Origin of the sequence: Propionicicella superfundia DSM 22317, from assembly GCF_000423465.1 — a bacterium.
Lineage (GTDB): Bacteria > Actinomycetota > Actinomycetes > Propionibacteriales > Propionibacteriaceae > Propionicicella > Propionicicella superfundia.
On record NZ_AUIA01000017.1, the window covers coordinates 98,027 to 112,245 of the forward strand.

At 66.3% G+C, this 14,219-nt stretch carries 5 protein-coding genes; all 5 read right to left on the reverse strand.

Features of this window, described 5'->3' with window-relative positions:
- Positions 1 to 8: 8 nt before the first annotated feature.
- Complete coding sequence (gene pglX / locus G555_RS17605) at positions 9 to 2,567, reverse strand: BREX-1 system adenine-specific DNA-methyltransferase PglX (protein WP_036920964.1); 2,559 nt, start codon at positions 2,565 to 2,567, stop codon at positions 9 to 11.
- On the reverse strand, positions 2,567 to 6,046 hold the full coding sequence (brxC, locus tag G555_RS0102905) for a BREX system P-loop protein BrxC (RefSeq protein ID WP_028707702.1): 3,480 nt from the start codon (positions 6,044 to 6,046) through the stop codon (positions 2,567 to 2,569). Before brxC ends, pglX begins: the two co-directional genes overlap by 1 nt.
- 4 nt (positions 6,047 to 6,050) lie before the next feature.
- Entirely contained in the window at positions 6,051 to 6,662 is a 612-nt protein-coding gene (locus tag G555_RS0102910) for a DUF1788 domain-containing protein (protein WP_036920888.1), read from the reverse strand.
- Entirely contained in the window at positions 6,662 to 7,270 is a 609-nt protein-coding gene (locus tag G555_RS0102915) for a DUF1819 family protein (RefSeq protein WP_028707704.1), read from the reverse strand. The genes G555_RS0102910 and G555_RS0102915 overlap by 1 nt, the downstream gene beginning before the upstream one ends.
- Positions 7,271 to 7,786: 516 nt before the next feature.
- Complete coding sequence (locus G555_RS17610; RefSeq protein ID WP_156887401.1) at positions 7,787 to 13,774, reverse strand: prealbumin-like fold domain-containing protein; 5,988 nt, start codon at positions 13,772 to 13,774, stop codon at positions 7,787 to 7,789.
- Positions 13,775 to 14,219 lie beyond the last annotated feature (445 nt).

The window sequence follows — 14,219 nt, forward strand, 5'->3', positions numbered from 1 at the left end:
TCCAAGCGTCATGTACCTGAGACCAGAGGGTTCTTCGTGAACCCCCACGACGTCTCGGCGATATCCCAGTCTGCTTGTGCCGACTCAGCGAGGTCAGCAAGAAGGTCCGCTGGGAAATCCTCAACCCCAGGCGCGACCGGTACCAACCCGACATACCCGATATCGAAGTGCATGGTCGGGGCGAGCACCCGTAGCATCCGCGTGACAAGCGTCGAGTTCAGAAGAAGTGCTAGCCGGTCAAGAAGCGCCTCCTCGCCAAACCCGGAATGCCCTGTGTTCGCGTAGATGTATCCCGACGGGTAGCGGCGGAACGCGGCCTCCCCGGATGAGATGTCGGACCATGACACGGACGGTGAAAAGTAGGTGTCCGTGTTCTGCGCCCTTGATCGGGGGCGCCCGCCGCGCCCCGCTCCGAACACCCGGATCTCTGCGCCGTCGTTCTCCCAGTTGACGACGTGTGCCTGGTTCCCGTACCACTTCCGGAAGTCACCTCCCTTGTTGTACGGAAACCAACGCACACCGCTGGCTGCGGCCTCTTCACGCGACGTGCAAGCGAACGCCGCACGGCTCCCCGAGACCTCCCACCACTGGCGCAGGAACTGGCCGTTGTCGGCAGTCGCCAGCCCCTGGCGAAGGTTCGCGACCTCGCTCAAAGGCTTCCCCGTCGAGAAGGCCGCGCGCATCTTTTCACTGAGCCAGTAAACGATCGGCGAGCCGGGGATGGCCGAAAAGTCAGCCTGCGACACCTCGTATCGGTTGTACGTGCTGTCACGGAACAGCGCCTCGATCGCGGCCACGGACCTGACATCGACGTGCTGTTCGAAGAGCCGTCGGTAGACGCCCCGCGCCGTCGCAGGGCGCACGTTGTCAACGACGAACGCGACAGTGCCGAAGTCCGATCCAAAGATCCCGCGTCCTAGGTGTGCCATTGACGCGATCCGCTGGTCCTGGAGCAGGTCGTGCCGGAGGTCTTCGAACGACTTCAGCGACATCCACGACGGGAGGTTGATCATCGCCCAGACGCCGCGGGGTGCTGACAACACCTGAGCCCGAACCATGAACGCCGTCATGAGATCGGACTTGCCGGTCGGGTACTCGTCCTTCATGAACTGTGAAAGCAGGGCGTTCATCTGCTTGCTGCCCATGTAGGGCGGGTTTGCCACCACGACCGCGTAGCCGCCCGTCAGGTACGTGGCTTGGTCGATGACGCGCTGAGCCCAGTCGAGTGCATCAGCGCGGAGGATGTCGCCGTCCGCGTCGAGCGTCGCGAGGTGGTCTGCAAGACGGGCGGTCAGCGCGGGATCCGGCTGGATGAGGGAGCCGAATGTGTCGGCGTTCACGAACTGGTTCCAGAACGCTTCCTCCGCGTGCCGGTCGCCGTCCTTGGTGACGAGGTAGCTCAGCTCGTCGGCGCTGAAGGAGATCGGGTCGAGCACGCAGACGTTCGGCTCGACCGGGTTCTTGAGGAAGAGCTTGCGCTTGGCCGCAGCTTTCATCGTGAGGGCGAATGCCGCGAGCACTCCGGCACGGGGGTCGATCTCTGTGCCGTAGAGGTTGTTCGTGAGGATCAGTCCGGGGATCTGCGAGGGGGTGTAGCCCTCCTCCTCGTAGATCGCGTAAAGGAGATCGAACGCGTAGGTGAGCATGTGACCCGAACCGCACGCCGGGTCGATCACCGTGAGTTCCTCGGGCTTGGTGATCGTGAGGAAGTCGGTCTCCTCGTCGACCGGGGCGATGTAGTAGTCCATGCGGTCGACCAGACTGGACTCTGGGTGGTTGAGCATCCACAGTCGCCCCAGGGAGTTCTCGACGAGGTAGCGAACGATCCAGTGCGGGGTGAAGAGCTGGGTGGCTGCGGGGATCTCGTCGGCACCGGCCTTCTTGTTCTTCTTGAACCCGGCGAAGACCTCGTCCTTCCGCTCGGCGACGTAGAACTGGTAGAGCCAACCGATGGCCTCGACGTCCTGGCAGACCTCCTCGGTGAGCACCCTGACGGAGCGGCTCAGGACGGAGTCCTCGGCGAGCACGTTGGCCGGGATGAGCAGTTCCGTGAAGTCGCCTTCGCGTTCGAACATGAAGGGCATGGCTCTGTTCCAGAAGCGGCAGTAGTCCGCGAGGAGGAGCGCGTATGCCTCGGCCTGGGCGTCGACACCCGGCCGGGGCTTGCGGGTGCCGTTGAGCAGTCCTGTGACGGTCGCGGCGCTCGCGCCCTTGACCACATCGCCGTCGAGCTGTCCGCGCTTGGCCGCGGCCAGTGCCTCGGGCTGGCCGACCTGGTCAGCCGCGGGTGAGACGACGCCGATACTGGTGTAGCCGTTGGCGTCCATGAAGCGCAGGGCGATGATGCGGTTGAACCAGGTGTAGGCGACCTTGTCGGCGACATGCGCCCTGCCTTTGACGCCCCCTCCCCCGGCGGCGATGGCCCGTTCCAGAGCGGATACGGCTCGCGACTGCTCGACGCGCTCGGGTGACGCCTGAGCAAGTACGGCGGTAATGCGCGCGCCCACCTCGCGGATGAGTTCCGTGCGCGCCCACGTGGCGAAGGACCTGAGCGGTGCGGTATCCATCAGAGCGTTATTCGCTTGCCGTCGTTGAGGGTCTCGACGAGCGCGTTGCGCAGCGCGGCGAGGTAGTTGTCGACGTCGTTCTCGGATTCGAGGACGCCGGAGACGCCCGTGACCTGGATCGTCTTGACCGAGACCATCGACGGCGACGGAGCGTCATCTCCACCGCTCTGCTGCGACGCAACGAGCTGGCTCAGGAGCTCCGGGTAGTCGTTCTGCTCGAAGGTCGCCCCTGCCTGGAGGACGAGCGCGATCTGGCTCTCACCGTCGAGCCGCGCGAGAATCGCGTCGATACTGCGAATCACAGTGCTCTGCGCGGCGGGGGTGGCGTTGGCGTAGTACGCGCTGCCGAGGATCTCAGCCTTGCGTCCCTCGATCGCGTCGGTCACGTCGGAGCGCTTGTCGGCGATGACGTCGTCGATCTGACCCCGCAACGCGTCGGCCGAGGCCTTGAGCTGGTTCATCTTGTTGCCGCGGAAGGCGTTGGCGTCGCCGAGCAGGGTCTTGATGGCGTCGGCGCTGCCTGCGGGGAGGTAGCTGAGGTTCCCGGTGTTGGCGTTCAGCAGGGTTTGCGCGTCATCGAAGATCTTGGCTTGCTGGCCGTGGAGGAAGGACTTGATCGGGTCGACGAGGTCTTCCTTGGCTTCGAGCAGTTCGTCGGCCTTGTCGAAGTCGGTGAGGTACCAGTCGACCTGCTTGCCGACGACCTCGTCGAGCACGGCGACGACGCCGGAGAGCTGGGCGACGAACGGGTACCGGCTGCTGCTCACGAGGCCGTTGAGCTCGTCACGCCGGGACGTGAGCTGGTCCTTGCCGAACCTGGCCAGCTCGGCAGGGTCGCTCGGCACGGCGCCCTCATCGAAGAAGTCGGCGCAGAATCTCTTGAAAGAGGAGACCTTCGCCTGGTCATAGGCCTTCTGCGGGGCGACGACGACGTGTTGCTGCTTGGTCGTGTTCCGGATGAGGGCCACCGCCTCGGTTCGAACGACCGGGTTGGAGTCGACGCTCAGCGAGACCTTCCCGTTGCCGACGAGCCAGCCCAGGACAACCTCGATGGAGCCGAGATCCCAGCCGTAAGGCTTGGTCTCGAAGCGGTTCACGATCTTCTTGATGGTCACCTGTTCGCCCAGGCCCGTCTGGGTGATGATCCAGGACTCCACCTCGGCGCCCGGAGAGACGAGGACACTAGAGCTTCCAGCGCTGAACAGCCCATGGTCGTTCTGCACCGCTCCGGCGACCTGCTGTTCGGGGTACACCTTGCCGCCGAGCAGGCCGAGGTTCGTGTAAGTCCGGCTCACCAGTTCCTGGAACCCGTCCGTCAGCCGAGTCACTGCATCCTGAGAGCTGGAGGGGATCTCCGCGGCGTTGATGATCAACTGCGCCTTGCCAACGGCCTGGCGCAGGCGCTCGACGAGTTCCTTCTCGCGGTCGGCGTTGAGGATCTGCTTGGACTGCAGGATCGCCTGCGTCGAGGGGGTGGCGCCGGAATTGGTGCGCTGCTTGGTGTACTTCTCGGTCTTGAGGAGCAGGCGCAGGTCTGCGAGCAGGCGCTTGTCGCGGCCGAGGAAGACCCGCAGTTCGTCTCGGCCCATGCTCTGAGTCGCGATCTCGGAGTCGCTGTAGCTCGTCTCGGGCGTGATGAAGTGGATGGTCAACTCACGCTGGTTTCCCTGGACGATGTCGTCGAGCTTGTAACCGAATGAAAAGTCCTGGCCGTTCTTGAGGTACTTGAGCTTGTTGGTCTTCAGGATGTCGGACGAGAGGTAGCGGAAGAGCTTGCTGGAGACCTCGGACGAGTCGATGTCGACCGCCTTGATCTCCTTCTCGATCTCTTGTTCCTCGTTGGTGAGGTACTCGTAGACGTTGCCGTTGCGCTGGACGTACGACTGGGTCTCCAGCAGGTTGAGTGCCTCCTGCACCTGCTTGCCCAGGCCTGTGAGGTCGAGGCCGAAGCGGTCGTAGACGAGCACGGTGAGGTTGCGGGGCGTGGCCTTGAAGGTGTCGACGTACTTGACCAGGAACAGCGCCTTGAGCAGGCGGTTAGCGACGATCGTGACATCGGAGCCGGGGTCGGGCAGGTGCCTCTCGGCCTGAAGGATGGCGCTCTGGGCGGCCGACTTCAGCGCGGCGCTGATGCCCGCGAACATCTGGTCGAAGGTTGCGAGGCCGCCGACCTGTTCGGTGCCGATACGCTTGGCGACCTCCTGGACCACGCCGAGCATGGAACGTTCGCCGACCGAGCTGTTCTTGCCCTCGAACATGTTGTGGTCCGACAGACCCTCGATGGCGGCCTGGAACATCGGGATCTGGTAGGTGACGAACGGGTAGGTGTTGATGAACCGGGCTTCGTCGATGTAGTTGCGGTAGGTTTTCGCGCCGTCGACGAAGTTGAAGATCGTCGGGAAGTTGCCCGCTTCCGTGGAGTAGATCAACGCGAGTGCGGCAGTGCCCGCGGCGTTCTTCTCCAGCAGGCGCTTGCTGATGACCTCTTCGACGTCCTGACTGGTGAGCTTCACCTTGGCGCTGAACCGCGCCTGGATCTTGGAGAAGTCGTTGCCCTGCTGCCTGGAGCGGTCGCCGATGACCTTGTCCATGTCCTCTTGCGAGGTGACGAACACCCACGAATGTCCCTTGCACTTGGTGTTGAGGGACTCGGCGATGGTCTGGAGGTTGAGCATCAGCTTGACGTCGTCGGCGATGAACTGCCCGACCTCGTCGACGAAGAAATTGAGCCGGAATCCAGGCTCCTGCTGGTCGATCCACGCCTTGACCGATGCAGCGAAGTCCTCGATCGAGACGGCATAGGACTTCTGGTACTGGGCGATGATCCCGGAGTTCGCCTCACCGTTGACCTCAGTGAACGCCTTGTCGATGTTGTGACCTTCGAGTGCGGTCTGCTCGCGCCCTTGCGACCAGTCGATGCCGGCGTGCTTGGCGAAGGCGGCCTTGAACGCCTCGTACTGACCGCGTTTGTCGAGGTCCTCCTCGAAGCGGGCGACGGCGCCGTCATTGCCGAAGTAGCCGCGGCTCTCGTCGAAGACCTTGACGAAGACCTTGAGCAGGGCATCGGTCTGGTCCTTGACGATGAGGGTCGCCTTCTGGTCGATATTGAACAGCAGACTCTTCGCCGGAATCGAGGCGGCTTTCTTGAGCGAGGCGATGAGCATCGCGTCGTCGGTCTTGCTGAGGAAGCTCTCGCTGACCTTCTCGCGGGGGAACGCCTGGCCCTCGACATCACCGAGGAGGTGCGCGAGCATCTTGAGTAGGTGGGACTTACCAGAGCCGAAGAAACCGGATATCCACACGCCGTTGGCGTTCGCGTAGTTGGTGTACTCCTCCAGCAGCGGCGCGACGCCCTTCGCGGCGTCATTGGTGAAGACGTACTCCTCGACCTCGATGCCAAGGTGGTCGACGTCGTCGGCCTTGACGACGCCCTCGATCGAGCGGGTGACGTCCTTGAGGAAGATCTCGCTGAGTTTCATCGGATCATGCTTCCTGGTCGAGGATGCGCTTGGCGCGGTAGAAAGAGTCGTCCTTGAGTTGACCGAACAGGACCAGCGCTGAGCCTTGCGTAGCCGACACCTCGTACCGCCCGGGGAAGAACATCAGCATCGGCTTGTCGGAGACGACGGTTTGAAGGTTGTTGAGCACTGTGTGGGAGCGCACGAACGGAAACACTTCGCCGATGCCGGTGAGGAAGAGGATCTGGAACGACTCGGCTGCAATGCGCTCCCTAATGGCTGGGGCGAGGTGCATCTGGGGGTCGAGCATGTTCTGCAGCGTCTTGAGAAAGTCAGGCTTGTCCATCGTCGGCTCGGCGGCGAGGACGCGCTCCCATACGTTGCGCCTCTTGAGCAGTTCGACGCACAGGTCGTAGAGGTTGACCTCGAAGACCTTGATACCCAACTCGGTGTCGAGCTTCGTCTTGATGCGCTTCTTGGCTTGGGCGACATCGAGCGCCCACGTCGGGTCGTAGTCGTAGATGAAGTGGGCGACCTCGTTGCCGAGGCCCTCCATCTTCAGGAAGCGCTGGCTACTGAGGACCTTGAACAGGTGCTCCTCTTGCTGAGCCAGTGTGGGCTTGGGCTGTAGGGGCATCAGGCCACCCTCGTCGGAAAGAAGCGGATGTCGCTCGGCGTGCGCTGGGCAAGGCAATCGGTGACGCGAGCCGAGAGGAGAGCGGGCTCGATCGCACCCTGCGGCGTCAGCAACTCTGCCTCGACCATCATCTTGAAGAGCACCTGCCGGAGCTTCTTGTAGGTTGCGGGCGAGACGGCGTCGAGCTCGTCGTGCCACATGGCCTTAGCGCGGTAGAACGAGTCATAGTCCTCGTATGAAACCGCGCCAGCCAAGGTGAGGTAGCGCTCACGGAGCACCTCTTCGGCGAACTCCCCGACGAGGTCGTAGCGGCGGCATGCGGCCGCCCACATGAGGTGGCCGCGCTCCGAGGCGGTGAGGTCCGCGAGGATCTCGACCTCGTGGTCGGAGAGCGCCGACATCCTCTGGACCGTCTCACGAACGAGCCGCACGCCCGTCTGGTGGGTGCGCGCCTTCAGGAGGTTCTGCCCGACAGCAACGTCTCGGACGTTCGCCCAGTCGCGGTACTCGACGTAGACAGGCGCCAAGTTGGTGGCCTCGCGCTCCAGGAGGCCGCCGGTCGTGAACGAGAGCGCGTAGCGCAGCGCTGCGGCAGAGTCGCTGCTCACGGGGACACCCACGCCGATGACCTCCGAGTTTGGATGCGCGATGCGTGCGCATCTCACCCTATCGGCGTCGAAACCCGGCTGTCACCCGTGACGCTCCGCATCACCCGGTCAGAAGCGGTTTCACCGCTCTTCCCAGTCGGGGGTGCGAGTCGGGCCGGCGCGTCAGCCCCGCACGTGGTGTCGAGGTCTTGCGAGGATGGAGGTTCTCACACTCGCCATCTGGAAGCCCTCGACGTGCTTGACGCTACCGCCGGTCGGCTTGGGCCGGCCTGGCGTGACAGCCTTCGCTCGACTCGATGGGCTCGCCTGATCGGTCAGCGACTCGAGCCCGGACGCTTCTCGAACTGCGCACGATCAACTGGGGCCGGGATTCCACTCCCCTCGGCGTCGGCACGCTCCCGCGCAATTTCGACGACCCCTACCTGCGCTACTTCGACTTCGACGAACGTGCTTCTCCATCAGCGCGGCGCACTCGACCGTGTTCCGTTGTCGTGCGCATCCGGTGAACGCGGGGTGCTACCGCCGCCTCCTCGGCGCAGTTCCGGTAAGCAGCACGGTTCCGACCGCCATGACGACGACGCCACCGATGAGCCACCACAGTGAGCCTGCGCCCGTCGCGGCGAGGTCCTCGTTCCCACCCTTGTCGCCGTCGGGTGGCGCGGTGCCTCCATCCTGGATGCGATTGGTCGCGACACACGTGACGTCGTCACCGACGCCGAGCACCAGCACGCCGTCATTGACCTGCGCATCGCCACAATTCCAGCCCTCGGCCACGTAGCCCTCGGTGGGACTGCCCGCCACAGGCTCCTCGGCCAGCACATACGTGCCGGGCTCCACCGCCGCGGCAGTCACGAGCGGGTCTCCGGTCACGCCCGAGACCGTGACGGGGCCCCTGGCGGTCAGGGTCCAGTCAGTGGGACTCGCCGATCCGCCCTGCACCTCTTTCACCAGTGTGAGTCGAGGTGGATCGAAGACGTTGATCACCGTGCAGTGCACATCGGCGCCGACCCCCACCTGGACGACCGACCCGTTCAGAGCCCCGCCGGTGCATGACCAGGTTCCCGCTGCGTACTGGTTGAGAGGGGCAGCGGTCGAGTTCGCCGTCTCGCTGAGAGAGTAGGCACCCGCCAGCACGGGCAGGTTCGTCACCGCGGACTGCCCGCTCGTGCCCTCGGCGGCGATCGCGCCACTGCTGTCGGTCGCGGACAGCGTCCAGTCCCCCGGAGCCGCGGTGCCGCCTTCCACCTGCTTGACCAGGGTCAGGGTCCCCCCGGACCAGGTGTTGGTGATCGTGCACGTCACGTCCAGATCGTCGTCACTCAGAGTGACCGTCGCGGTGCCGTTCGGGCCGGGCACCGCAGGCGACGCGCTGTCGCATGACCAGCCCGAGCTGACGTACCCGTCCGATGACGCCGACGCGGCGGTGGGCCGTTCCGAGAGCGTGTAGGTGCCGGCACCGACCGCGACACCGGTGATCTCGCTGTCTCCTGTGCGGCCCCAGCCGGCGTCGCCGCCGTCTTCGACGAACTGCAGCGTCCAGTCGACGGTGTCGGGCAAAGGTCCGCCGTCCACGACCTTGCGGAGCGTGAGATGCGGCGGGTCGTAGAGGTTCGACAAGGTGCAGGTGACGACCGCTCCCGGTTCCAGGTCGAGGACCCCGAGGCCGGGCTGGCCCGGGGTGAACGTGAAGCCCGACCCCGTGCACCGCCACTCACCGGGGCGGTACTCCGGGTCGACCGTGGTGTTGACGGTCTCCGACAGCGCGTATTCTCCGGACAGCACGTAGTCGCTGCCGGTGCCGTCGACATCGAGCCGGTCGTCTCCGCCGATGGCGCTCAGTCTCCAGTCGACCGGGCGGCCTGGGATATCGGGCTCCTCCTGGCCGTCGTCGACGACCTTGGTCAAGGTGAGCTGGGCGCCCGTCCACTCATTGGTGATCGTGCAGGTCACGTTGGCGTCCCCCACGGTCAGCGTGAGGGTCGCCGTGCCGGTGCCCTCCACCTGGACGGGAGCCTCCTGCGCTCCGACGCAGGTCCAGAGTCCTGCCCGGTAGCCTTCGACGGGCTGCTCGGTCAGTGTGACGGTGCCGGAGCCGACGGCGACGTCGGTGACCTCCGGTTCGCCGGTGACGCCGGTGCCCTGGCCAGGGTGGCCCAGATCGGGGTTGTCCCACGACAGCGGCCAGTCGTCGGGTGAGGATGCGGGCCCGCCGCCCGTGACCTGTTTGACCAGGGTCAGGTGCGGAGGCAGGAACTGGTTGGTGATGGTGCAGGTCACGTCGGCGCCCGACGCCACCGTGACGGTACCGCCAACGAGCGATCCGCCCTCACACGACCACGCCGACGCCTGGTACTCGCCGGCTCGATCCGGCCCGTCGCCCGCGGTGGCCTGCTCGGTCAAGGTGTAGTCGCCGGCGGGAACGAACTGGTCGATGACTTCACTGCTGCCGCCCACGCCGGTCACCGTGGTGAGGCCGGTGGCGGTCAGCGTCCAGTTGGCGGGGGTGTTCCCCGGGCCGTTGCTGCCGTCGGCGACCTGCTTGACCAGGGTGAGACTGCCGCCGGTCCAGGTGTTCGTGATCTCGCAGGTGACGTCGAGGTCGCTGTCGGCGTCGAGCACAAGGGTTGCCGTGCTGTCGCCGGAGGCCGTGAGATCACCGCCGTCGCAGGACCAGCCGGTGGTGGTGTAGCCGGCCGTGGTCGCGGTGGAGTCGGTGGGCACCTCGGAGAGCGCGAAGCTTCCACCGCCGACGGAGCGCCCGACCAGGGAGGGATCATCCGCGGGAGCGGACACGACGATCGGGTCGTCCCCACCGTTCGCGGTCAGCGTCCAGTCGGCCAGCGCGTCGAGCGGGCCTCCGGTCACGTGCTTCACCAGGGTCAGGTGCGGCGGACGCAGCAGGTTCCGCAAGGTGCAGGTGATGTCGGCGTTCGCGCCCGCGTCGATCGTCAGCTCCGCCCTCCCGGGGTCGCCGGGAGTGAACGTGGTGCCGGTCGCGGTCGTGCACTCCCAGTTGCCCGGTCGGTAGTCGGCGTCGGCCGAGCCGGTCAGTTCCTCCGAAAGGGTGTAGTCGCCCGGCAGGACGAAGTCGGTTCCGCCTCCGAGTCCTTGCAGGACGTCGTCGTCGCTCTGGGCGGTCAGTGTCCAGTCGGTGGCCTCGCCGCTGGGGTTCGAGGTTTCGCCGCCGTCGTCGACCTGTTTGACCAGGGTGAGTCTGCTTCCGGTCCACGTGTTGGTGATGGTGCAGACGACGTCGAGGTCGTCGGAGGTCAGCGTGAGCTCGGCGGTGCCGCCACCACCGTCCACCACGACACCGCCCGTGCAGCTCCACGCGCCGGTGGCGTAGCCCTCGGCTGCCGCGGTGTCACTGGGTGTCTCGCTCAACTGGTACGTGCCCGAGCCGACGGCGATCGCGGTGATCGGGTCGTCGCCGGTGACGCCGGATCCGGAGGAGCCCCCGGTGAACGCCAGGGTCCAGTCATCGGTGTCGGACAGCGGGCCACCGCCGGAGACCACCTTGCGCAGGGTGAGGTGCGGGGGCTGGAAGAGGTTCACCAAGGTGCAGGTGACGTCGGCGTCGACCCCCGCGGCGATGGTGAGCACGCCCTCGCCCGGATCGCCGGGCACAAGAGTGCCGCCGGTGCCGGTGCAGACCCATGCGCCCGGGTGGTAGTCGTCGTCGACCGGACCGGCGGTGAGCGCCTCGGACAGGTCGTAGTCGCCGGCCGGCACGGGCTGCGAGACGATCGCGGAACTACCGCCGGAGCCGGTCACGGACACCGGACCGGCGGCGGTCAGCGTCCACGCCCCGGGGGTGGCCCCTCCGGGCGGAGAGACCTGGCCGTCGTCCACCACCTTGACCAAGGTGAGCGTGCCGCCCGTCCAGGTGTTCGTGATCGTGCAGGTGACGTCATCGCCTGGCGCGAGGGTGAGCCGGCTCCCGGTCAGCGCGCCTGCGTCACACGACCAGGCGCCGGCGGTGTAGCCGGCCGCGAGCGGGTCGGTGGAATCCACCGCAGCCTCGCTGAGGTCGTACGCGCCGGCATCCACCTCGACGCCCGTCACGGTCGCGTCCCCGGTGACGCCCGTATGAGGCGCGCCGGGACCGTCGGCGGTGAGCTGCCAGTCGGCGGCGGTCGCCGGCCCGCCGACGACGTCCTTCACGAGCGTGAGGGTGGGACGCTGGACGGTGTTGACGGCGGTACAGATCATGTCGTCGCCGACATCCAGCACCGCAACCCCGGTGGCCGCGTTCCAGCTCTCCCCGCCGGTGCATTCCCACTCGGCTGTGTAGCCGGCGGGGCCGTCCTCGCTGAACACATAGTCACCGGGCGGCAGCACGACCTGCGTGACAGACGAACTGCCGCTGGGGCCGGAGATCGCCGCATTCCCGGGGCCACGCGCCTTCAGCGTGAAGTCGGCGACGCTCGCGGTGCCGCCGCCGGTGTTGTCGATCTCCTTGACGAGCGTGAGCGTCGGCGGGACGGAGCGGTTCGTCACGGTGCAGACCACGTCCGATGACGGCGGGATCGTGACCAGGTCGTCATTCGGGTCCGCGTCGGAGTCGCCGTCTCCGAGGCATTGGTAGGACTGGAACTGGTAACCGCCCGGGCCGTCGGTCTCGGTGAGCCGGTAGGTGCCTGGCGTGATCGACGCTCGGTCGATGCCGTTCGCACCGTTGCCGCTGAGCACGGTGGTCGCACCGTCCTGCGACTCGACGGCGAGGTCCCACTCACTGGGGGCGTGACTGCCGAAGGGGGTGTTGATGACCTGTTTGCGGAAGGTGATCGTCGAACCCTGCCAGACGTTCCGGACCGTGCAGGTGACCTGCGCGCCCGCGGCGAGGTCGACGACGTTCTGCGCGGCGCCGGTGAGGGGCAGCTCTCCCGCCGCCGAGTCCACGCAGGTCCAGCCCTCGGACTGGTATCCGGAGACGTCGGCACCGCCGAAGGGGCCCTCGGTGAGGGTGTAGGCACCCGGACTCACGATCACGTAGGTCACCGTGTTCAAGCCCGAACGGCCCGAGATTGCCCGCGGCGGGCTTCCTCCCTGGGCACGCAGCCCCCAGTCCAACTCATCGAGCGTGCCGCCGCCGGCGTTGTCGACCTCCTTGACCAGGGTCAACTGCGTGACGTTGCGGTTGCGAACGTTCACGATCGCGCAGGTGATCTCGGCACCTGCCGTGACCTCGACGCTGGACACGTGGGTGCTGCCGCCGTCGCACGAGAAGCCATCGGTGGTGTAGCCCTCGATCGGCCCGTCCTCGGACAGGTCGTAGTCGCCCGACGGAACCGGCACCCGGGTGACGGCGGTCGAGCCGGTCGTGCCCTCGACGGTGGTTCCTGCCGCAGCGCCGGTGCCGGTTGCGGTCAAGGTCCAGGCGGACGCAGGCTGAGCGCTGTCCACCACTTGCTTGGTGAGAGTGAGCCAGCCGCCGGTGAACTCGTTGACGATCGTGCAGGTGACGTCGGCGCCCTCTTGGAGGGTGAGCGCGTCACCGGTGAGGGTGAACGTCGCGCCGGCCGGGTCGGTGCAGGCCCAGGAACCGGCCGTGTATCCGGCCGGGCCGGTCTCGGACAGGGTATAGCCGACGCCGACCTCCGCCTCGACGTGGGAGACCTGCGGCGACCCTGTCGTTCCGGTGATCACATCGCCACCGCTGCCCGGCGTGGCAGTCAGCGTGAAGTCCTCGGGCGCGTGGGCTTCTCCATCCGGTGACTCGATCTGCTTGACCAATGTGAGTTGAGCGCCGCTCGCCTCGGCCGTGTTCACGATGGTGCAGGTGACCGCTCTGTCGAGCACGATCGTGATCTGGTTGTTGCCGTTTACCGCGACCTCCCCGGTATTGCCGAGATGGTCGACATACGTACACTGCCACGGCCCTGCCGTGTAGCCGCCGCCGGACGGACCGCCGGACTCCTGGAGCCGGTAGGTGCCGATGCGCACCGACTGGTTCGTGACCGGCGGTGTGTTTGCGGTACCCCCGACGCCGGTCGGGCCGTCCAGTGCCTGCAGCGTCCACATGGATGCGGGAGCCGAACCGCCGTCGACCACCTTGCGCAGTGTGAGCGTCGACTGAACGGCCTCGTTGGTGATGGTGCAGGTGAGGCTCTGGCCTTCTGCGAGGGTGATGACCGGGGTCGGGTCGGTGTAGACCGTGCCACCGCAGTTCCAGTCCCGGAACCGGTAGCCCGCGGGGGTGTTGGCGGTGGCCAGCTCGGAGATCCGATACTGGCCGGAGGGGATGACCCTGGTCTGGAAACCGTTGAGGCCGTTGGCACGGATGGTCTCGGCCGTGTCGGTATTGACCGCCTGGACGTCCCACTTGCCGCGATCGCCCTCGCTGGCACCGGTCGCGAGGTTCTCGATCGCCTTGTACAGCGACAGGGTTCCGTTCCCGGCAGCAGCCGCCGGCTCGACGACCGTGCCCAGGGTCAAGCCCGCTGATACAAGGGCGCCGACGCACACCAGCGCCACCCAGCGACGCGTACTTCGAAGGTTCATGCCGCCTCCGCTCACCAGCCCCGAGCAGAGACCTCCCGCGGCAGGGTTACTTTGCGCCGGAGCTTACCTCAGATATCGGCGTCTGGCTCGGGCAAGATCTGGCCCAGGAAAGAGCCGGTCACGACGGCGGAAATCTCATCGCTTTGGCTTGTCGATGGCCGGTTGACGGGCGGAGCGCTCCTCGGACCCAGGCACCGTCGAAAGGTGCCGACAGCACCGCCGTGTTCAGGTCTGCCCCGCCTCCCGCGCGGGTGCACCACAGCGGCGCGCCTGCACTGGAGAGGTCGGGTCGAGCAGACATGTCCGGGAACTCCGCCAGCAACGACCGCATACTCGGCTCGAACACCGGTCGCGAGGGGCCAGCACGTGGCCTGTAGACGTCCCGCTCTACGCGGTGGGGTTGTCGAGCGACGGGCGCACCAGGGGCTGCCGTGTGAGCTGCATC